We start from the raw sequence: 21,686 nt of genomic DNA, 5'->3' as shown, positions 1-21,686 counted from the left end.
CTGCAGCACACTCAAGCACGAGCATGGCTCATCCATCAGACCGAGCGCTCTGTCATGGCACGCTCCGCCATCCGTGACTGCTCACGCCGCCACGCGGCCGGTGGCATTCCGGTTTCGCGCCGAAATGCGCGGCTGAACGCTGTCTCCGACTCATAGCCTACTTCGAGCGCGATCGAGGCAAGTGGGGCATTCGATTGCCGCAACAACCCAGCGGCCACCTGCATTCGCCATTTAGTCAGATATTGCATCGGGGGATGGCCGGTAAACCGGGCGAAGCGCTCGTGCAATGCCGAGCGTGACAAACCGATTCGGTCGGCGAGCTTGTCGATCGTCCAAGTATCGCCGGGCCGCTCATGCAACAGCGCTAACGCACGCCCCACATAGCGATCACGCAAGCCGGCAAGCCAGTTCGATTGCCCTTCCGGCATCTCCTCAAGGTAACGACGCACCAACTCGACGAACATGGTCTCGCTCAACCGCTCGAGCAGAGCTTCACCCCCTGGACGCTTGTGGACCGATTCGGAAAGCGCAAAACGGATGAAGTGGGTTATCCAATCTTCAGCCCTGTCCTGCCCCGCACGTACATGGAGGAGATGCGGCAAGCTGGCGAGCAATGGATTGAAAGGGCGTGCATCGCAACCGAAGAAGCCACACACCAACGTCGCATCAACCTGTCCACTTCCTCGGTCAAACCGTGACATCGAGAGGGAATCACCTTTCCGGCTGGCGAAGAACGGCAACTGCTCCGGGCGTGGCAGCTGATATGGGTGCATATCCAGCTGGCCACGCATACCTGGCTCGCTCGACATCACATGCGGGTCGCCACGGGGAAACACCACCACGTCGCCTTCCTGCAAGGGAACCGGTGTTTTGCCGATCACAGTGGCCCAGCACGAGCCATGGGTAAGTACGTGATAGGCCATGACATGCTCGATCCCCGGCATGATCAGGTCAGCGACATCGATGGCAGCCGGTGCCTCGCTCACCCAACTGGCATTGCCTTCGACGTGATAGAACACCGCCCCTCGCAAGCGGATGCTGCGTAACACCTCAGACAACGTGTCCTGACTCATGAACTTTCTCTGGGGTGAGTAATGCAGCGCTCTGTCATCGACACAGCGAACTCAGTGAACCGTGACAAACCGGACTTTTGGCTATGTGTGCTGGAACCTGAGGCAGTTAAGCATGATTCCAAACTCGCATACTTCCTCTTGCAACACGCAACGATACGCCGCCGCAAGTTCGGGTCATGCCTCCGCATGTCACAGGCACTTGAATTCAAAGGAAGATTCCCATGCAACAACACCTGATCTATCAAACCCTCGACGGGGCATCGGCTTCGCTGTCCCCCGACGTGGTCGCCGAACTGGCTCAGCATATTCGTGGCGGTGTTCTCACCGCAACGGACGAAGGCTACGACGAAACACGTGCCATATGGAATGCGATGGTAGATCGCCGTCCAGCACTGATTGCCCGCTGCCTCGGCACGCAGGATGTATGCAATGCGATCGACTTTGCACGAACTCACCATATGTTAGTCAGTGTTCGCGGGGGCGGCCATCTGGGGGATTGATGATCGATCTATCGTCAATGCGCAGCGTGCGCGTCGACCCCGAGAAGAAAACGGCGCGTGTCGGCGCAGGTGCATTGCTCGGCGATGTCGACCGCGAGACACAGGCTTATGGACTGGCGACCCCGCTGGGCATCAATTCCACGACCGGAGTTGCCGGACTCTGCCTCGGCGGCGGCTTCGGCTGGCTCACGCGTCAGCATGGCTTGACCATCGACAACCTCGTTTCTGCCGATATCGTGACGGCCGACGGCCAACGTCATGTCGTTTCGGCGACACAGGAGCCTGAATTGTTCTGGGGCATTCGCGGCGGGGGCGGGAACTTCGGCATCGTCACCTCTTTCGAATTCCAACTGCACCCTGTAGGTCCTCTGATTCATGCAGGATTGGTCGTTTACCCGTTTGCCGAGGCACAGCAGGTGCTACGTGCCTGGCGCGATTTCATTGCCAATGCCCCGAGGGAGCTCAGTGTCTGGACGGTACTGCGTCAAGCCCCGCCCCTACCATTTCTTCCTGAGTCGTCCCATGGCCTGCCAGTGGTGGTTTTCGCTGCGGCATTTAACGGCGACCTCGAAAAAGGCAAGCAGCTAACGGCTTCGCTGCTCGACTTCGGCAACCCACTCGGCAGTGCATTGGGAGGACAACCCTATGCCGACTTCCAGACCGCCTTCGATCCACTCCTTACAGAGGGCGCCAGAAACTACTGGAAGTCGAATAACTTCAACATGATCACGGATGAACTGATCGACACACTGATCGATTCCGCCAGGATGCTACCCGGCCCCGAGTGCGAAATATTCGTCGCCCAGTTGGGCGGTGTGGCTGGCGAGATCGCCGAAACCGATACGGCCTATGCCGGACGCGATGCCAACTTCGTCATGAACGTGCATGGTCGGTGGCGCGACGCCAGTGAAGACGAACGCATACGAGACTGGTCGCGTAACGTGTTCCGCGATACCGCACCGTTTGCCACCGGCGGTGGTTACGTCAATTTCCTTACCGAGGACGAAACACAGCGTATCGATAGCGCCTACAGCCACAACTACGCCCGGCTCCAACAGGTGAAACAGCAATTCGATCCCGAAAACCTGTTTCGAATGAATCAGAACATCACGCCCGCGACATTGGCAAAAACCGCCTAATGACATTGGAAGGGGCCTGTGACTCTATCAGGCCCCGTCCGATCAGGAGCGAATCATGGAAAGGCGATTTGACGAAGTCATCACCTCGCGTGTGCGGCTTCGTGAATTGATAAAGGAACCCAGCCGCAAGGTCAGTCACAAGGTGATCGACCATATAGACGATATCTGTGCGCGCTTCATTGCCGCATCACCTTTTGTCGTCGTGGCGACACGCGGGCTGGAAAATCGGTTGGATCTCTCGCCAAAAGGCGACCCAGCAGGATTTGTCGCCGTACTCGATGCGAACACATTAGCGATCCCGGATCGACTCGGAAACAACCGGGTCGACAGTTTCGAAAATCTGCTCGTACATCCGCAGGTCGGATTGATATTCCTGATTCCAGGGATTGGCGACACCCTGCGAGTCAGGGGTAAGGCGTGTATCGTACGAGACAAGGCGCTACAGGAACGACTGGCGGTGGCGGGAAAAGCACCCAACCTTGTTCTTGTCGTGAGCGTCGAAGCAGCGTTCATGCACTGCCCCAAATGCATCGTGCGCTCACACCTGTGGAACCCAGCACACTGGCCCGACACGCGAGAGGTACCTTCACTTGCCGAGGCGATGGTAGCGCATGGCGCTCTCGAGGCCAGCGTGCCTCAAATGCAGGCGATCATCGACGATGACGGACAGAAACGGCTGTATTGATGTCGCAGGCTGCCAGTCCGATATCCCACCCCAATGGCGATCCATTTCTCCATCAAAATTCCAGGCAGATCTTGCCGAAGTGGCGTCCCGCCTCCTCGTATCGGAAGGCGTCGGCGATCTCTTCCAGCGAGAAGCTACGATCGATCACCGGTCGCATGCTGCCTGCCTCAAGGGCGCGGATCATCTCGATCTGATGCTGTCGGCTGCCCACGATCAGGCCCTGCAGGCGGGCCTGCTTGGCCATCAGCTTGGCGGTGGGCACTTCCCCTACACGACCGGTGAGCACACCGATCATCGAAATATGCCCACCGATGCGTACGGCCTCGATGGACTGCGGCAACGTGCCAGAACCACCGACCTCGATGACATGATCGACGCCGCGCCCGCCGTTCAACTCCTTCACGTGTGCCCCCCACTCCGGCTCGCGCTTGTAGTTGAGCGTGTGATCGGCGCCTAGCTCCTTGAGTCGTTCGATCTTCTCGTCGGACGAGGAGGTAGCAATCACCCGCGCGCCCATCAATTTTGCGAACTGCAGGGCGAAGATCGACACACCGCCGGTACCCAGCGTCAGCACCGTATCGCCGGCCTTGAGGTTACCGTCGACCACCAGCGCCCGCCACGCAGTGAGCCCGGCGGTAGTCAGCGTCGCCGCCTCGGCGTGGCGGTATCCCTTGGGTGCATGCGTGAACCAGGTCGCCGGGCGCACCACCTGCTCGCAGGCATAACCGTCGACGCCGTCACCGGGGACGGTGGTGAAGTCGCCTATTCGCGCCGGGCCGTCCAGCCAGGTCGGGAAGAAGGTGGAGACGACCGCATCACCTACCACGAACTCTTCGACACCTGTGCCCACTGCCTCGACCACCCCGGCTCCGTCGGACATCGGGATGCGGCCGTCTCCGGTCGGCTTTCTTCCCGAGACGACGCCATAGTCGTGGTAGTTGAGTGAACTGGCATGCACGCGAACGCGAATCTCACCCGGCCCTGGCTCAGCGGGTTCCGCCCCATCGTTGATTTCGAGACGATCCAGACCACCGGGGCTGCGCACTGCTGCGACCTTCATCGATATTCTCCTCTCCGTTGTCATGCTTCCTCGTTGACAACCGCTAGCAATGGAAAAACACCAGGAAGCGGGGATGATCTACGCTTAAGGTAAGATAGCAGGGCACCTAATCGCGTCGATGCTGTCTATGCTAGAACTCACCGATGCATGGCGCCGACGGAGCCAGTCAGCCCCAGGTGTCGCAACCCCACACGTCAGCAGGAGGAGCCCAATGGGAACCATCGAGACTCTAACCGTTGGCTTGGCCGCCGCAGCCATCCTGGCCATTGCCATCCATGCCGGCGTTGGAGGCAAGCGGCACCTCACGCGCCAGCCAGTGCGTATCGACGAGCGGGAGCGCCGCCACCGCAGGCATTGAATGGGGTTACGCCTAACGCTATTTCATCGCAGAACTACACGACCCGGTCTTCCGGGTCGTGTCATGTCTACGGCCTACTGGGGCTGAAATGGCTGCGCCCAGACCCGCTCCGGTTCATGGCGCCGCAGAATCTCTTCCGCTTCCCGCTGCACCGGGTCAGGGACGATCACCTTGACCTGATTGGTTTCTTTGTCGAGGAAGAGCGACTCACGAGGAAACCCGTCGGACACCAGTTCATCGAAGGCGTTGATGGCCTTGTCTATGTTGTCGTAAGCAGCCGAGACAGTCTGAGTCATATCATGCTTCCTCTTCCTTCGTCGGCCGATAGTCCTGCATCAAACGCCGCTGGACGTTGTCAGGGGCCGGTTCGTAATGACTGAACTGCAGGGTATAGGTGCCTGAGCCACCGGTCATGGCATTGAGACGATTGGGGTAGTCCGCCACTTCGGCTAGAGGCACCACCGCATGAATGCTGACTTGATCGCTCATCGAGCGGGTATCCTGGATACGCCCACGGCTTGCCGACAGGTCGGCGGTGATGTCCCCCATGGCAGTACCCGGGGCCTCGACCACCAGTTCCGCCATGGGCTCCAGCACGATAGGGCCAGCCTTGTGCACGGCATCCAGGAAGGCCTTGCGACCAGCGATGACGAAGGCGATCTCCTTGGAATCCACCGGATGAGTCTTGCCATCGTGGACAGTGACTCGGATGTCCTGCAACCGATAGCCGGCAATCGCTCCACTCGCCATGGCCTGGCGAACGCCCTTTTCCACCGCCGGTAGCAACGAACCCGGGATGACGCCGCCACGGATGGTGTCCACGAACTCGAAGCCCTGGCCTCGCTCCAGCGGCTCCACGCGCAGGAACACCTCACCGAACTGGCCGGCGCCGCCGGTCTGCTTCTTGTGCCGGCAATGCCCCTCGGCCGGCATGGTGATGGTTTCCCGGTAGGCAATGGAAGGCGGACTGGTCTCGACCTCCACGCGGTAACGCTCGCTCAGGCGTTCCAGGGCCATGCGCAGATGCAGTTCCCCCAGCCCACGGAGCACCGTTTCCTGGGTCGCGGGGTCCTGCTCCACCTGCAGGCCTGGGTCTTCCTCGACCATCTTCGCCAGCGCTTCCCAGAGCTTCTGTTCGTCGCCGTGGCGCGTTGCCTGAATCGCCAACCCGAACACCGGAGCGGGCAGTTCCACGGGGCGCAGATGGATATGGTCCTCGTCGTGGGAGTCGTGCAGTACGGTGTCGAAGGTCACCTCGTCCACCTTAGCCAGGGCACAGATCTCGCCAGGGCCGCAGCGCGACACGTCCAAGTGTTGCCGCCCCTGGAGACGAAACAGAGTTCCCACCCGGAATGCCTTGCGTGCGTCGCCCGCGAACAACCGGGTATCCCGGGTGACGGTACCTTGATGGACGCGGAACACCGCCATCTTGCCGAGGAATGGGTCGTGCTCGATCTTGACCACATGCGCCAGCACATGGGCATCGGGGTCCGGGCGGGCTCGGTACTCGCGCGTGCCTTTGCCGTCTTCGTCTTCGCGTAGAAAGGGCGGCGGATTGCCCTCCAGCGGATTGGGCATCAGCCGTGAGAACACCTCCAGCAACTCGCGCACTCCGGCACCGGTGGTGGCCGAGGTAAAACAAACGGGCACCAAGTGCCCGTCGCGCAGTGCCGCCTCGAAAGGCTCATGGAGTTGTTCCGGGTCGAGTTCCTCGCCCTGCTCCAGATACACAGCCATCAATTCCTCGTCGAGTTCCACCACTTGATCGACCAGCATCTCGTGAGTCTCGGCGACGGAGGAAAAGTCCGACTCGCCGTCGGGAGCGAAAAAGCAGTCCGACACTCGTTCCGCGCCCGATGCAGGCAAGTTGAGCGGCAGGCATTGCGGGCCGAAAGTGGCGCGAATCTCGTCCGACAGTGCGGATAGCCCGGAGGGCGCGGCATCGATCTGGTTGATCACGATCAACCGACACAGCCTGCGAGCCTCGGCCCACTGCATCATCCGCCGGGTGGCGGCATCAATCCCGCTACGAGCATTGACCACCACTGCCACCGTTTCCACGGCGGGCAGGATCGACAAAGCAGCCCCCTGAAAGTCGGCATAGCCAGGCGTGTCGATAAGGTCGATCCACGTTTTTCCCCATTCGAGCCCCATCACCGACGCGGTGATGGAGTGCTGCAGGGCCTTCTCCTGGGGGGCGGTGTCGCTGATCGTGGAGCCTTTCTCCACACTTCCGGCATCATTCACGACACCAGCCATGGCCAACAGGGCCTCGGCCAAGGTCGTCTTGCCAGCCCCGGCCGCGCCGGTCAGGGCAATATTACGAATGCACTCAGGGGATCGATCGGGCATGGTTTCCCCCCCGCTATGGGTGGCGTGTCATGGGTAGGTAGTGTTCTTGAAAGGGTAGCAGTTATCTCCATGTTGAGGCCCCGAACCCCGACTCATGCTTGATGAGCGGGCTACCAAAAGAGTGACGCTCGCGTGGCCGGATGCTGCCTGTCCCTCGTGGCTGCATGCCACGAACGTCATCCCGCAGCCGTGTGCCAAAGTGCCCAACGCCGAAACGGTGCTGCCGTATCCGCTCATGATCGAATCGATGGTGCCGCCGTATCCCATGATCGAATCGATGGTGCCGCCGTACCCCATGATCGAATCGATGGTGCCGCCGTACCCCATGATCGAATCGGTGGTGCCGCCGTAACCCATGATCGAATCGATGGTGCCGCCCTCGCCGAGGGCTCAGGAAGCGAACACCCTCGTCGAATTCGCCCTGTAGTGCCTCGTGACGAATACCAATGGGACGCCTCGGCTCATGGTGCCGCCTATGGAAGCCATGCCGCTTCCCATGATGCCGTTTGATGATCACGACCGACGTCGAAGGATGCCCGTGGCCGTGCACCACCAGCACCCCACCGACATGTACTCCCGCGACTTGATGCGCCCCCCCGTGCACGAACACGCCCGCCGCCCTGCTTTCGGTGGCAGACAAGGGGGCAACCGAGATCGACAGACCCACGATGGAGGCGAGAGCCAACTTGGCGAAGGCGTTCATGGGGCACTTCTCCCCGGTGGGCAAGCTCGAGCGGAGATGGGCCACGCCGCTCACCCCACGTCAAGCATGCACGCCGCATTTCTTATACGAGGGATTGCTATCATGCTTTGATAGGACGCCGCCGCTTACGCATCGTTCCATGAGTCACGCCATGTGCGATGTCTGACTCTGCGATGAAGATGGACGGTAACCAGCTCCACGCCGCAGCAGATCCTGCGCCTGCCACTGATCCGTGGCGGACAGTGACTCCAGTGCGTGGACATCACCATTTTGCAGTACTGCTTCCGGCACTCCGTCGCGATAGAGCAGCCGATTGCCGGATACCGCCGGCAGGCGCGCCCCGGGGGTGAGAATCCCCAGCAGGTTGAGCGGGTCGGCGGCTGAAACCACAACGCGGGTGCCGTCCGGCTCACGCTTGCGCATGGCCTTGAGTGCTCCCACCGCCTCGGGCAACGCGAATTGCTCGCCCGAGAACTGTTGCACGAAACGCCCCCCGCGAATCTCTCCGCGTGCCTCCAGGCGACGATAGACGTAAAGCAGCTCGCGCCAAGGTGGCAACGCCGACTCGCGTTCCAGCACCCGCCGGAATACCACACCGTAGCGCTGCAGCAATACCCAGGCGATATGCTCCAGACTTTCCAGGTCGGTGGCGATCCGCCGTGTCAAGGCGGTGTCTTCAGGTTCCGGTACCGGCAGCCATGACCAGCGACCTCCGGTCTCCACGCCCGGTGCCTGGCGTCGGCGACGCCGCCGGCCGGCCGAGCCAATCGGCGGGCGCTTGTGGGCAGGCGCGATCAACGCCCGCAGGCCGTTGAAGGTATCGGAAGTGACCAGGCCCCAGGCCGCCAGCTCGCCCAGCGCTTCCTCCACCTGGGTGCGCAGCATGCGCGTGGGCGCGAGCAAGTCGGCGAAGAACATCGCCCCACCGGCCTGCAGTGCCTCCAGCACCCTACGGGCACCGCCAGAGAGTGGTAACGCCTCGGCATCGGGGCCCGGTGCGGCGGCACGCCAGTCACCCAGCGCTTGTCGCTCGATCAGTGCGATCGGCGTGTTGCGCAGTGGCCCCGGGCGGTGGCGCTCATCGTCCGCCGCCACTCGCGGTGACACCAGGCGCAACCACACGAAACGACCGCTGGCGAGCAGTTGATCCAGCAGATAGGAGGAATAATGCGCAATGCGCGCCGGTAGCACATCCTGCTCCCAAGCCCCTGCCGCCACCGGGAAACCCTCCAGCCGCTCCACGGCGGCAGCCAACGCCTCTACCCCTTCCGGCCGCTCTGACAAGCCATGCCAGTCGAACAAAAAGCGCAGATAGTGCTGGATGCTGACAGGCTCGATCTCTGCACGCTTACGATCGACGGCATAGCGATGCATCCGCGCCAGCAGGCGCCGCTCGCACCACTCGACTTCGCTGGAGCCGCCGGCAAAGCTGCCCTGCAGCACGAAACCTTCGGTTTCCAGTCGAGCCAGCGCAGTCGTCACCCGCTCCATCGTCACTCCCAGCGGAGCGGCAAGTACCGTGGCGGTCGTTGGCCCGAGCGCCTCGAGGCGCGAGCGCAATAACTCGATCAGGGCCGTGTCGGTATCGTCGGGCATCGCCCCCACCGCCTCGATGGTTGGAGCAAGCGTCGCCTGTGGCTGGAGCTCACACAACTCGGCCAGCCGCTCGGCGGCGACCCACAGCGTATCGCCTCCTGGAACCGAGACGACCGTGGCGCGGCGTGACGTGGCCAGAGACTCGAACCAGGACTGCCACCCGGCCCCCTCGCTAGCGGTGATGAACCCACTCAGCACCAGGGCATCGTAAAGTTCGTCCGCATCGCGTGGCTCCGGCCAGGCCTCATCACACACGCGACGCACGACCTCGGGGTCGTAGCGGGCCGAGGCGGCGACATCCGCCACGTCCAGGGCGTCGCCGGTACGCACGCTGAGGGTACGACGCTCCTCCTGGGCACCGTCGTCGAGAAAGGCGTAAGGCCGGGCATTAACCACCTCTTCCGCCAACGGCGAGGGTACGGCGAGATGCCGGCTGCTCACGACGATTTCCCCCTGCTCCAGTCGTTCGAGCAGGCGTTCCAGTCCAGACACGTTCATGGCCTCTGTCAGGCAATCATGCAGTGTTTGGGAAACCAGCGGATGGTCGGGAATCTCGCGGGCACCGGCCAGGTTCTCGGCACAGGCCAATTGGTCGGGAAACACCACCGACAGCAGGTCCTCGGCATCCTGACGCTGCAATTGCGGTGGGCGCCGTCGGCCATTGCGGGTACGCGGCACCGCCAAGCCGATGGAGGCGTTCCAGCGCCAGCGCATGCCGAACATCGGCGCATCGAGCAGCGCCTGGATCAACACCTCGCGCACCGTCTTGCTGTTCAGATAGCCCCATACCTCGTCGAGCGGAAAGCTGTGGGTGGGGCCCAGCGATAGCACGATGGTGTCCTCCAGCGCCGCCGCCTGAAGCTCGAAATTGAACTTGCGGCACAAGCGCTTGCGCAGCGCCAACCCCCAGGCGCGATTGAGTCGCGAGCCGAATGGGGCATGCAATACCAAGTGCATGTCACCGGCCTCGTCGAAGAAGCGTTCGAGCACCAAGTGCGCCTGGCTGGGCACGACGCCGAGTGCCGCCCGCGCCCGTGCCAGATATGCGGCAAGCTGCTCGGCCGCCTCGCAGGAGAGGCCATAGTTCGTTTCCAGCCACTCGTACGCAGCGTCTTCGCCGCCGTCCGCCAGGCGTTCATCCACACCGGCGCGCAGATGCGACACTGCCTGGGACAGCTCCTCGGTACGCGCCGGTGCCTCGCCGAACCAGAAGGGAATGCTCGGCGGCGCGCCCTTGGCGTCCTCGACGAACACACGCCCGGTCGCCACCTTGAGAATGCGATAGCCCTGGTTGCCGAGTTGGAAGACATCGCCTGGCATACTTTCGAAGGCGAAGTCCTCGTTGACCGTGCCGACGCGGATATCCTCGGGCTGCAGCATCACGTCGTAATCGAACTGATCGGGTATCGCGCCGCCGTTGGTCAGCGCCACCAACCGCGCGGCTCGCCGCGGCCGCAGCCGACCGTTGACCCGGTCGCGGTGCAGATAGGCACCACGTCGCCCGCGACGCGTGGTGTAACCATCGGCGAGCATCTGCAACACCGCATCGAAGCTCTCCCGGCTCAATGCGCGATACGACCAGGCCGCGGTCAGTTGCTGGAATAGTACTTCCTCGTCGTATTCTCCCGCACCGGCAACTTCGGCCACCACCTGCTGGGCCAATACGTCCAGCGGCCCCTCGGGGATATGCAGGCGGTCCAGGTCGCCCGCTTTGACGGCTCCCATCAATGCCGTGCACTCCAGCAGGTCGTCGCGGGTCAGCGGAAACAGTCGTCCCTTGGGCAAACGCCCAACGCCGTGGCCGGAACGCCCCACCCGCTGCAGAAAAGCGGCCATGGAGCGCGGCGAACCAAGCTGACAGACCAGGTCGACCTCGCCGATGTCGATGCCCAGTTCCAACGATGCCGTGGCCACCAGTGCACGCAGCTCTCCGTGCTTGAGACGCTGTTCCGCCTGCAGGCGATGTTCGCGAGCCAGGCTGCCATGATGCGAGGTCACCACCGCCTCGCCCAGGCGATCGGCCAAGTGGCGCGCTACCCGCTCGCAAACTCGACGGGTATTGGCAAAGATCAGGGTGGTACGGTGCTTCTCCACCAATGCCGCCAGGCGATCGTAGACCTCCTCCCAAACCTCGTTGGCCATCACCGCGGCCAGCGGCGAGCCGGGCACTGCGATGGCCAGGTCACGCTCGCGTACATGGCCGGTATCGATCACCGTGCATTCGGTGCCGCCAGTGAGGAAGGCGGCAACTTCCTCCACCGGCTTTTGCGTGGCGGACAGCCCGATGCGCTGCGGTGGCGTATCGGTCAGCGCTGCCAACCGCTCCAGCGACAGTGCCAGGTGCGAACCGCGCTTGGTGCCGGCGACGGCGTGGATCTCGTCGACGATCACCGAGCGCACGCTGGAGAGCATGCGCCGGCCCGATTCCGAAGTCAGCAGTATGTAGAGCGATTCGGGGGTGGTGACCACGATATGGGGCGGTCGCTTGCGCATGCGCTCGCGGTCTCCGGCAGGCGTGTCGCCGGTGCGCACCCAGGCGCGGATCCCCGGTTCGGCTAGGCCACGTTCCGCCAACTCCGCACCGATGCCCGCCAACGGCGCCTGCAAGTTGCGCTGGATATCGTTGGACAACGCCCGCAGCGGCGAAACGTAGAGCACCACTGTCTCGTCGGGCAGTTCCTCCTCCAGACCGCGATGCACCAAGCCATCGATGGCGGCCAGGAAGGCCGCTAGGGTCTTGCCGGAGCCGGTTGGCGCGGCGATCAGCACATGGCCACCATCGCCAATCGCCGGCCAGGCTCGGGCCTGAACCTCGGTGGGCACGCCAAGATCGCGCTCGAACCAGGCCTGGACAGCAGAATGAAAGGCGTTGAGTGGCATGACCATAAACCTCGCCGGTAACCACGGACTCATGATCCTCGACCGGAAAATGCCTTGTAAAACCTCGCTGACGGCACCATGGTTCAAGTAAAGCCTGATTGCCTATGGAGTGTCCATGACACAGCGGGACGATCGGCGGAACGGGAAGCGGCAAGGCCAAGCGCAACATGACGATGGCCGGCCGGACCCGAACGAGGAGTTCCGGAACAAGTTCCGGCAACAGTGGATGCTGTTCGTCTGGTTGTCGCTCGGATTCCTGCTTTTCTTCTACTACATCGACGGTCAGCAGCAGCCGACACAGGCCGAACTCAGCTACTCCGAATTCCTGGAAGCCGTGGAGGACGGCTACGTGAACGAGGTTACCCTGCAGGGCCAGCAAGTCGATGGCACCTTGACCGAAGAAGGCCGCAGGAACCTGGAAGTCGGTGACGCACAGGCATTCGAAACCGTGCTCCCGGAGATGGACCACCAGCAGTTGCTCGACCGACTCGAGCAACATGGTGTGAATATCAAGGCCTTGTCGACCGAATCGCCATGGTGGCAGCAGCTCCTGATGGGAATGCTTCCCCTGATCCTGATCCTCGGCCTGCTGTTCTGGTTCTGGTATCGCATGCAACAAAAGGCGATGTCGGGAGGCGGGCTTTTCGGTATAGGCCAGTCGAAGGCCAGGAGGATCCGGCGCGAAGACAGCCATGTCCGCATGAGTGACGTAGCTGGCTCGGACAATGCCAAGCGGGAAATCGCCGAAGTGGTGGAGTTTCTCAAGAACCCGGCACGCTTCCATCAACTCGGTGCCAAGATCCCACGCGGCATCCTGATGATGGGGCCGCCCGGCATCGGTAAGACCCTGATGGCACGTGCCGTGGCTGGTGAGGCCAACGTGCCGTTCTTCAGTGTCAGCGGTTCCGAGTTCATCGAAATGTTCGTCGGTGTCGGTGCCTCGCGGGTACGCGATCTCTTCAAACAGGCCAAGGACGAAGCGCCCTCGGTGATCTTCATCGATGAGCTCGACTCCGTGGGCCGCACCCGTGGCGCCGGCATGGGGGGCGGTCACGACGAGCGCGAACAGACCCTCAACCAGATCCTCGCCGAGATGGACGGCTTCGAGGTAGAGGAATCGGTAGTGGTGCTAGCCGCCACCAACCGTCCCGACGTGCTCGATCCGGCGTTACTACGTCCCGGCCGCTTCGACCGCAAGATCACCATGGAACGCCCCCACCGGCAGGCGCGTCATGCGATTCTCCAGGTGCATACGGCGAACATTCCCTTGGCCGAAGACGTTTCCCTGGAGCGCCTGGCACAGATCACCACCGGCTTCTCCGGCGCCGATCTCGCCAACCTGGCAAACGAAGCGGCCCTGCTTGCCGGGCGTCGTGAGAAACACGAGGTGGACTGGGCGTGTTTCGCCGATGCACGCGACCGCATTTTGCTCGGCGACGTACGGGAAGCGGCACTTTCCGAGCGAGAGCGACATATCGTGGCCTATCACGAGGCCGGTCACGCGCTATTGGCCTATCTGCTGCCCAACGCCGACCCACTGGAGAAGGTCACGGTCATCCCGCGAGGACAAGCACTGGGGGTGACCGCGCAGGTTCCCGAGGAAGAGCGCTACAACTACAACGAATCCTACCTGCGAGACCGCATCACCGTGATGTTCGGCGGGCGCCTGGCCGAGTCCATCGTCTTCGGCGAAGTCAGCAGTGGCGCGGAGAACGACCTTCAGCAAGCGACACAACTCGCCAGACGTATGGTGGCCCACTGGGGCATGAACGAGCGCATTGGCCCCGCCGCCTTCCCACAAAGCCAGGAACACGTCTTCCTCGGCAAGGAACTCGGCCAGGGTCGCGAGCACAGCGAAGCCACGGCTGCCATGATCGACGACGAAGTTCGTCGGCTTCTGGTGGATATCGAGTCCCGTGGACGTGAATTGCTCGAGCGCCACCGCGATCGTCTCGACGCCCTCGCCAGCGCGTTGGAACAGTATGAAACCCTGGAGTTCGACGAGATCCGCCGCATCCTCGAAACCCCGGAAGAAAGCCTCCGATCACGGGACGCCCAGCCGAAGTGACGTTCGATTGACAACCGAAATGCCCTGACCTAAGCCTGAATGGAATCGAAGCACCCTCAGGGCAACGGTTTTTGCTCGTTCATCATCTGGAAGGGCGCACCATGCTACGACAAAAAAACCGATGGCGGCTGAGCCTCGCGACGACTGTCACGGCGCTGATGGCGGGTATCGCGATAGCAGGACCGGAGAACGTCGAGTTCCCGGAAAACTACGCCAGCACCTTCGTTCGCTATACGACGGTGGATAAACCCGATCGCGACCCACCCATCGTGCGCTTCATGTACATCAATGCCGATGCCTTGGCGACGGCACAGCCGAACGAGCCACTACCGCAAGGCACCATCGTGGTCATGGAGGACCATGAGGCGGAACTAACGGACAACGGCGAGCCGCTACGGGACGCCAACGGCCGCTTCATCCCCACCGATGAAATCACCAACGTTTTCGTGCAGCAAAAGGAGCAAGGCTGGGGGGAAGAATATTCCGAAGAGAAACGCAATGGCGAATGGGAATATGCCTGGTTCCAGCCGGACGGCACTCGGCAGGATAGGAGCATGGATTCCTGCTTCGAGTGCCATCAACAGGTTGCGGATCAGGACTTCACCTTTACCGCTTGGCCATTCATCACACGGATCAAGGGCGAGTGACCCGGGCATCGACCGAATCAGCTCCCCTCTTGCGCCATCCGCGGCGGCAGACGGCTGAATGACCAGCCCAAGGCCGGCACGATGCATGCCGCCGAAACCAGCGCGCAGGCCGCGAACCCGAAGTACGCGAAAAGCGGGCGGTAGAGAAGTGCACCGGCGAACACGCAAAGGTAGGTGATGGTGCTGTAAAGCCCCATGATGGCACCGCGCTGCGACGGATCGAGTTCCGTAAGCCCACGCACGATCAGGTTGAGACCGATGTGATTGGCAAGCCCCCATGCGACACACAGCACCAGCAAGATGGCGGGCATGCCGGAAGCGGCCGCCATGCCGAGGTAGACGAGCGTCAAGCCGGCGAAGGTGACGACAGCGGCCGTGAGCATGCCGTAACGATCGATCAGACGCCCCAATGGCGCCGCCAGTCCGAAACCCATGCCATAGGCGAAGGTCGCCAGCCCGGCGAAGGTGGTGGGCAGCCTCAGCGACTCGCCAAGATGCGGGCCAAGATAGGTGTAAAGGCCATAGAAGGCCGTCATGTAGGCGGCAACATTCAGCAAAGCGGCTTTGATTCCAGGTACCCGTAATGCCGTCAGCGGCGAGGTCGGCACTGTCGCGCGCACGGCCATGCCCCACGCCTTGCTCCTGCCCACGCCGATTGCCAGCCCTGCCGCACCCAAGGCCAGCACCGCGAACACGGCACGCCAGTGCACGATATCGGCCATCACGGCGGAAAGGCTGACACCCGCAACGAGGCTCAGTGTCCACCCCGTCAGTACGACCCCCAGCGTCTCGCTCTCGCGACCTTTTTCGGCGACCTGGGCCGCCAGCGTATAGATGGCCGGAAGCGCGGTTCCTGCCGCCAGGCCGGCCAGCCCTTGTGCAAGACACAACACCACGAGCGTGGGAGAAAGTGCCGCCACCGCCAGTGCCACGACCAGGATCAGCAACGCACGTACCAAGGCGCGCTCGGCGCCGATTCGATCCGCCACCGAGGCCAGCGTCAGAGCACTGGCCGCCGTCGCCAGCCCATAGATGGCCGCCGCGGTCATGACACCGGCTGCATCGACTCCGGAAAACGAGGCAGCGACAGAGGAGGCAATCGGGCTCAGCACCAGGGAGTTGGCGCCGATGACGGCAATCGATCCGGTGAGGAGCAAGACATTGCGGCTAATCATGATCGTTCCTAAACTGAGTTCAGGATTATTGTTTAGTTGACGAACCTCCTTCCGGACAATCAAAAATATGCAGAATAATGAAAAAACAGAAGATATTCGGGACCGCCATATCGACGCACGTCCACTCGATAGCTTCGACCGAAAGATATTAAGTGAACTGGCGAGGGATGCTGGCCTCAGTTACGCCGAACTGGGACGTCTCGTCGGACTCTCGGCACCCGCCGTGCATGAGCGCGTGAAACGGTTGCGCACCGCCGGACGAATTCGTGGCACGGTGGCGGTACTGGACGGTCCGTCGACGGGCAAGCCACTGCTTGCCTTCGTGCACGTCGATACCATGGGGTGGGGAAAGACACAGGAACTGCTATCGCTCGCCGAGCTTCCGGAACTGGAGGAGATCCACTCCGTCGCCGGCGACACCTGCATGCTGCTCAAGGTGCGCTGCAAAAGCAGCCGGGCGCTCGAAGGGTTGCTTGCCAAGCTTTACGCCACACCGGGCGTAAAGGCAACGCGTAGTTACGTCGTGCTCTCGACCTATCTCGAGAGGACACCGCAAGGTGGCATCACCGAGGCGCTGGAAAGCGAACACCCGGTGATCTCCTAGCGGTGTCGTGCTTAGCGGTGTCGCAGGGGCCGGCTGACTACCAGAGAGATCGCTGACGATAACTGGCCATCGCGGGCATCGAGACGCTGTCGACGCTGGACTCCAGGCTATCCAGGCTCTCTTGCAGGATGCGGCATTCGGCTTGCTTCTGCTTGACGAACCCCTTCAGCATCGGATCCAGCTCGGGCATCGCGTTGGCGCTCTGCAAGTGCTCATGGAATCGCAGCGAATAATCGGCAGAAGCGATGACTTGGGTCAGCATCGCCATGGCCATGGCTCGATTGACGATGAAGAAATAGTGTTTGCCAAAGGGAGAGCGTGCCGCATTGCCAGCCTCGCCAGTGGTGATGAGGTCAGACAATCCCAGTTCCTGTGTGACTTCCCTTTGCGTGTCGAGACGTCGTTCGCATTCGACGCCCAGTGCGGCCATGAGCTTACTGATGCCCACATCGAAGGGCAGGAAACTGAAGGCGAGACGCCGATAGTGGTGCATCTCATGGGTTTCGTGCGTATCGGCCAGAACAAGCAGTTCTTCCGGCATAAGAATCAGTTTCGCGACATCCTGTTGATCGTATGGCATGACGGTCGTGGCCTCCCGTAGATGTGAATCCCATTTCTCGGCCCCTGTCCCCTGGTCCGTCCTAAGGAAGGTAGGGTAACTTCTCTCGAAATACTCTTGACCGATGTCAATTGTTCGGTGGCTTCCACGTGTCACCAGCAGATTTCGGCGGCTGGGCAATAGTTCCCACCTCCCGAGTCACGGCCACTACACTGCCTGATGGATATGTCCACAACGTTACCGAGCCAAGGCAGTTTTCAGACAGTGCTCGATGCTGCCGGGAGGTGACCATGCATAGCCACGGCAAGCTATCACGCCGCACGGTGCTGCAAGGCATGCTGCTGGCTGCGGCCGCCTCGGCGCTGCCTCCCCTTGATACGCTGGCACAGGAGGAGAAACCGGGAACGAGGCCGATCCCGTCCACGGGGGAACGCTTGCCTGCGGTTGGCTTGGGAAGCTGGATCACCTTCAACGTCGGCAATGATCCGGTACTGCTGGCAGAGTGTACGGCGGTCATGGAGCATTTCTTCCAGGGAGGCGGTCGCATGATCGACTCCTCGCCGATGTACGGTTCCTCACAGGCGACGATTGGCCATGGACTGCGCCAGCTCGGGGCGGTCGACCAGGTGTTCTCGACCGACAAGGTGTGGACCTCGGACGCCGATAGTGGCCCTGCACAGATCGAGGAGTCCCGCGCCGAATGGGGCGTGCCGCGCTTCGACCTGCTGCAGGTTCACAATCTGGTCGCTTGGCAAGCGCACTTGAAGACGCTGTTCGAGATGAAGGAAGCCGGCGAAGTACGCTACGTGGGCATCACCACCTCGCATGGCCGGCGTCACGACCGTTTCGAGCGCATCATGCGCAACGAGCCACTGGACTTCGTGCAACTCACTTACAACGTCGTCGACCGCGAGGCCGAACAGCGGCTGCTACCACTGGCCAGGGAGAGAGGTATCGGCGTGATCGTCAACCGTCCCTTCCAACAGGGCCGGCTGACCGAACGGCTCGCAAGCGAACCGCTACCGGCGTGGGCAGAAGAGGTTGGCGCCGAGAGCTGGGCGCAATTCATCCTCAAGTTCATCATTTCCCACCCGGCGGTGACCTGTGCCATTCCCGCCACGACCCGCGTCGATCATGTACGCGAGAACATGGCCGCGATCGGACCGCCATTGCCCGATGACGCTATGCGCCAGCGCATGGCCGCATACGTCAGGGACTTGTGATGTCCGGTGTGATGTCCGAGTGGTGGACCTACCGCGCCGAGGACTTCCTGCTATTCTCGCCGCGCGTCTACTGGCGGCTGATCGAGCTGCACAACCAGGCGCTGTGGCCTTGGCAATTGCTCGCCCTGTTGCTGGGCGTGCTGATTCTAGCCAGCATGCTACGGCCACGCCCCTGGTCCGACCGGCTGATCGCCGCGCTGCTGGCGGCGGCCTGGGTGTTCGTGGCCTGGAACTTTCTGTGGCAGCACTATGCCACCATCAACTGGGCCATGGTCTATGTCGTGCCGCTATTCGTGCTACAGGCCCTGTTACTGGTCGGAATAGGCACCCTCAAGGGCGATCTCTCCATGCCAGCTCGCTGGAGCATTCCACGTATCCTGGGAATCGCACTGTTTCTCCATGCACTGCTCCTGCACCCATTGCTGCCCGCTTACGCGGGTCGTTCGATATCCACAGCGGAAGTGTTCGGCATCTTCCCCGACCCGCTCGCCATCGCCACGCTGGGCATGCTGACGGCAGCCATCCCGAGACACAGGGCGTGGCCGCTACTGGTGATCCCGGGCTTGTGGTGTCTGCTGAGCTGGCTCACGCTCGACACCATGGAAGTACGGGGTGCCTGGGTACCGCTACTGGCGGTTGTCGCTGCCATCGCTGGCAGACTTTGGCCCAGAGCCCGGTGAACGAGACTACCGCTGGCCGTGTCGGTAACCATATGGCCCTTGAAGCTTTCCTTCTCCCGAGCCACATGCCACGGTAAAGACAAAGCCCCCAACCCGGAGGCAACCCATGACCACGCCGGAAGCACTCCAGCAGGCACGCGAGCGCAAGCGCTCGCTCTATGACGTCCGCACCCGGTTCGTGGATGAACAGGGCGAACCGATCTACACCAATCGTCTGATCCTGGAGGACTCTCCCTACCTGCTCCAGCACGCCCACAACCCCGTCGACTGGTATCCGTGGGGCGATGAAGCCTTCGACAAGGCGGCTCGGGAGGACAAGCCGGTGTTCCTGTCGATCGGCTACAGCACCTGCCACTGGTGCCACGTGATGGAGGAGGAGAGCTTCGACGACGAGGAGGTGGCCGACGTCCTCAACCGCCATTTCGTGTCGATCAAGGTGGACCGCGAACAGCGCCCCGACCTGGACGAGATCTACATGACCGGTGTGCAACTGATCTCTGGCCGTGGCGGGTGGCCGATGTCGAGCTTCCTCACCCCGCAGGGCAAGCCATTCTTTGGTGCCACCTACTTTCCCAAGGAGCACTTCCTGGGGTTGCTGGGCAAGGTCCGGAAGGTCTGGCGCGACAGTCGCGACAACCTTATCGAGAACGCGGAGAAACTCGACGAGAGCATCCGCCAGCAATTAGCGCCCTCTGCTACGGCGCAACTGCCCGAGGGGCTGATCGATAAGGTGGCAGAGGCCCTGGTACAGCATGCCGATCCTGACCACGGCGGCTTCGGCGAGGCTCCCAAGTTCCCGCAGGAGCCCAACCTGTTCCTATTGCTGGAGCAGGTGCAGCGCGATACCCGCCCGCTTTCGCAGCAACCAGCATGGACCACGCTGCGCCAAGCGCTCGATGCCATGCTGCAGGGTGGGATCTACGACCAGGTGGGTGGCGGCTTCCACCGCTACGCCACCGACCAGGCATGGCTGATTCCCCACTTCGAGAAGATGCTCTACAACCAGGGCCAGTTGGCCACGATCTACCTATGGGCGTGGCAGCTTTCCGGACACGAGGAGTACCGCCGCATCGTCGAGGAAACCCTGGACTACGTGCTGCGCGAGATGCGCTCGCCCGGCGGCGGCTTCCATTCGGCCACCGACGCCGATAGCGAAGGCGAGGAAGGCAGGTTCTTCGTGTGGCGTCACGATGAGCTCGACGCCTTGCTGGAACGCGACGCCATGGTGCTGTGCGAGCGGGTCTACGGAGTGACCCGCGAAGGCAACTTCGAGGGCGCCAACGTGCTCCATCTACCCCGGCCATTGGACGAGACGGCCGAGGCATTGGGCATGCCACGCGAGTCGCTCGACAAGGCCCTGGCCGACCTCAAGCGGCAGCTCTACACCGCGCGCTCGAAGCGCCCAGCACCACTCTGCGACAACAAGCAGATCACCGAGTGGAACGGTATGGTCATCGCCGCGCTGGCCCAGGCTGCGAATGCCCTGGGAAGAACCGATTACCGTGACGCTGCCATCGCCGCCGCCGAGTTCCTGTGGCAGCACCACCACGACGAAGAACATGGTCGGCTATGGCGGGCCAGTCTCGACGGCGTGGCTTCGATACCGGCGCAACTGGAGGATTACGCACATTATCTTCAAGCCCTGCTGGCCCTGTATGACACCACTGGCGAACGACACTGGCTCGAGCGTACCCGATCGTTGCTCGATGAACTGCTTGCCCGGCACTGGGATGAGGACGGCGGTGGGTTCTTCGTCGCCCCACCCGAAACCACGGGGCCACAATTGCTGCGCAGCAAGAGCCTGATGGATGGTGCCACCGTGTGTGGCAATTCACTAATGCTGCCGGTATTGATCTCCCTTTACCAGCGCACCGGCGACGCCAAACTAGGCCCGCTGATCGAGCGTCAGATCGAGGCCTTCTCCGGGGCTATCGCGCAGATGCCGCTGGCTGCGCCGGTCTTCCTGCAGGGCATGTGTCAGTGGGAGTCTCCCACCCCGGGTCTGCTCCACTATCTCGCCGACGGCGCCATTCGCGTCCGTTGTCGCTGCGAATGGCCCGACGACATGCACTTGCAAGCGGCCTTCACCCTTGAAATGCAACCGGGCTGGCATATCCAAGACCACGACAGCGACACACCCGAAGCGACGCGGCTCACCCTTCGCGACGCGAGCGAGTGGCAAGATACGAGGATTGATTACCCGGCGCCAGAACGCAGCGCCAGCCATACCCAGTCGATCCACTCGGGGAGCGTGACTATCACCCTGGAAGCAAGCGCGTCCTCCCCTCGCCCACTGGTGGCCGAACTGGCACTGCAACCCTGCACGGAGAAGGAGTGCTTACCTGTGGAGAAGTTGACGTTCGTGATTCATCGAGAGAATTAAG

Annotated in this window: 18 protein-coding genes; 11 read left to right on the top strand and 7 right to left on the bottom strand. The window is 62.2% G+C overall.

Features of this window, described 5'->3' with window-relative positions:
- Nucleotides 1-35 precede the first annotated feature (35 nt).
- Nucleotides 36-1,073: an AraC family transcriptional regulator gene (locus tag IE093_RS08190; RefSeq protein WP_189468014.1), complete on the bottom strand. Its 1,038-nt coding sequence runs from the start codon at nt 1,071-1,073 to the stop codon at nt 36-38.
- Between the two features lie 221 nt (nt 1,074-1,294).
- On the opposite strand from IE093_RS08190, the gene IE093_RS22450 reads away from it, so the two are divergent.
- Genes IE093_RS22450 through IE093_RS08180 form a run of 3 tightly spaced genes read left to right on the top strand, consistent with a single transcriptional unit; the run spans nt 1,295 to nt 3,397 of the window.
- Complete coding sequence (locus IE093_RS22450) at nt 1,295-1,573, top strand: FAD-dependent oxidoreductase (RefSeq protein WP_229803393.1); 279 nt, start codon at nt 1,295-1,297, stop codon at nt 1,571-1,573.
- Nucleotides 1,573-2,712 carry an FAD-binding oxidoreductase gene (locus tag IE093_RS08185; RefSeq protein WP_229803391.1) on the top strand — a complete coding sequence of 380 codons (1,140 nt, stop codon included), beginning with the start codon at nt 1,573-1,575 and terminating at the stop codon, nt 2,710-2,712. The genes IE093_RS22450 and IE093_RS08185 overlap by 1 nt, the downstream gene beginning before the upstream one ends.
- A gap of 55 nt (nt 2,713-2,767) precedes the next feature.
- Nucleotides 2,768-3,397 carry an MSMEG_1061 family FMN-dependent PPOX-type flavoprotein gene (locus IE093_RS08180; RefSeq protein ID WP_189468012.1) on the top strand — a complete coding sequence of 210 codons (630 nt, stop codon included), beginning with the start codon at nt 2,768-2,770 and terminating at the stop codon, nt 3,395-3,397.
- A gap of 52 nt (nt 3,398-3,449) precedes the next feature.
- On the opposite strand, the gene IE093_RS08175 is transcribed toward IE093_RS08180, so the two are convergent.
- On the bottom strand, nt 3,450-4,457 hold the full coding sequence (locus IE093_RS08175; protein ID WP_189468010.1) for a zinc-dependent alcohol dehydrogenase family protein: 1,008 nt from the start codon (nt 4,455-4,457) through the stop codon (nt 3,450-3,452).
- Nucleotides 4,458-4,668: 211 nt separating this feature from the next.
- Between IE093_RS08175 and IE093_RS08170 the strand changes: the two genes are divergently transcribed.
- Entirely contained in the window at nt 4,669-4,815 is a 147-nt protein-coding gene (locus IE093_RS08170; protein WP_189468008.1) for a hypothetical protein, read from the top strand.
- A 74-nt stretch (nt 4,816-4,889) separates the two neighbouring features.
- Here IE093_RS08170 and IE093_RS08165 read toward each other — a convergent pair whose 3' ends face one another.
- Together IE093_RS08165 and fusA are read right to left on the bottom strand one after the other, a co-directional pair.
- Complete coding sequence (locus IE093_RS08165; protein WP_189468006.1) at nt 4,890-5,111, bottom strand: hypothetical protein; 222 nt, start codon at nt 5,109-5,111, stop codon at nt 4,890-4,892.
- A gap of 1 nt (nt 5,112) precedes the next feature.
- Nucleotides 5,113-7,167 (bottom strand): elongation factor G, encoded by a 2,055-nt coding sequence (fusA, locus tag IE093_RS08160; protein ID WP_189468004.1) that lies wholly within the window; start codon nt 7,165-7,167, stop codon nt 5,113-5,115.
- 94 nt (nt 7,168-7,261) lie between these two features.
- Between fusA and IE093_RS08155 the strand changes: the two genes are divergently transcribed.
- The gene (locus tag IE093_RS08155; RefSeq protein ID WP_189468001.1) at nt 7,262-7,519 is read left to right on the top strand and encodes a hypothetical protein; all 258 of its coding nucleotides are present in this window, start codon (nt 7,262-7,264) and stop codon (nt 7,517-7,519) included.
- 495 nt (nt 7,520-8,014) lie between these two features.
- Here the strand turns inward: IE093_RS08155 and IE093_RS08150 are convergent, their stop codons facing one another.
- A complete protein-coding gene (locus IE093_RS08150; RefSeq protein ID WP_189467999.1) occupies nt 8,015-12,346 on the bottom strand; it encodes a DEAD/DEAH box helicase in 4,332 nt (1,443 codons plus the stop codon).
- A gap of 115 nt (nt 12,347-12,461) precedes the next feature.
- On the opposite strand from IE093_RS08150, the gene ftsH reads away from it, so the two are divergent.
- Both ftsH and IE093_RS08140 read left to right on the top strand, forming a co-directional pair.
- Complete coding sequence (gene ftsH / locus IE093_RS08145) at nt 12,462-14,414, top strand: ATP-dependent zinc metalloprotease FtsH (RefSeq protein WP_189467997.1); 1,953 nt, start codon at nt 12,462-12,464, stop codon at nt 14,412-14,414.
- 101 nt (nt 14,415-14,515) lie between these two features.
- Nucleotides 14,516-15,061 (top strand): cytochrome P460 family protein, encoded by a 546-nt coding sequence (locus IE093_RS08140; protein WP_189467995.1) that lies wholly within the window; start codon nt 14,516-14,518, stop codon nt 15,059-15,061.
- A 17-nt stretch (nt 15,062-15,078) separates the two neighbouring features.
- Here the strand turns inward: IE093_RS08140 and IE093_RS08135 are convergent, their stop codons facing one another.
- Entirely contained in the window at nt 15,079-16,236 is a 1,158-nt protein-coding gene (locus tag IE093_RS08135) for an MFS transporter (protein WP_189467993.1), read from the bottom strand.
- Between the two features lie 67 nt (nt 16,237-16,303).
- Here IE093_RS08135 and IE093_RS08130 point away from each other — a divergent pair, with 67 nt between their 5' ends.
- Nucleotides 16,304-16,840 (top strand): Lrp/AsnC family transcriptional regulator, encoded by a 537-nt coding sequence (locus tag IE093_RS08130; protein WP_189467991.1) that lies wholly within the window; start codon nt 16,304-16,306, stop codon nt 16,838-16,840.
- 37 nt (nt 16,841-16,877) lie between these two features.
- Here IE093_RS08130 and IE093_RS08125 read toward each other — a convergent pair whose 3' ends face one another.
- On the bottom strand, nt 16,878-17,420 hold the full coding sequence (locus IE093_RS08125; protein ID WP_189467989.1) for a hypothetical protein: 543 nt from the start codon (nt 17,418-17,420) through the stop codon (nt 16,878-16,880).
- 269 nt (nt 17,421-17,689) lie between these two features.
- Here IE093_RS08125 and IE093_RS08120 point away from each other — a divergent pair, with 269 nt between their 5' ends.
- The 3 genes from IE093_RS08120 (at nt 17,690) to IE093_RS08110 (ending at nt 21,685) form a co-directional block, all read left to right on the top strand.
- Nucleotides 17,690-18,622, top strand: coding sequence for an aldo/keto reductase (locus tag IE093_RS08120; RefSeq protein WP_189467987.1), 933 nt, complete (start codon nt 17,690-17,692; stop codon nt 18,620-18,622).
- On the top strand, nt 18,622-19,302 hold the full coding sequence (locus IE093_RS08115; RefSeq protein WP_229803389.1) for a DUF6064 family protein: 681 nt from the start codon (nt 18,622-18,624) through the stop codon (nt 19,300-19,302). The genes IE093_RS08120 and IE093_RS08115 overlap by 1 nt, the downstream gene beginning before the upstream one ends.
- Nucleotides 19,303-19,408: 106 nt before the next feature.
- Entirely contained in the window at nt 19,409-21,685 is a 2,277-nt protein-coding gene (locus IE093_RS08110) for a DUF255 domain-containing protein (RefSeq protein ID WP_189467985.1), read from the top strand.
- The last annotated feature ends 1 nt before the right edge of the window (nt 21,686 follow it).

Origin of the sequence: Litchfieldella qijiaojingensis (assembly GCF_014651875.1) — a bacterium.
Lineage (GTDB): Bacteria > Pseudomonadota > Gammaproteobacteria > Pseudomonadales > Halomonadaceae > Litchfieldella > Litchfieldella qijiaojingensis.
The sequence above is the reverse complement of the archived record's forward strand: the minus strand, read 5'-3'. Positions and strand labels throughout refer to the sequence as shown.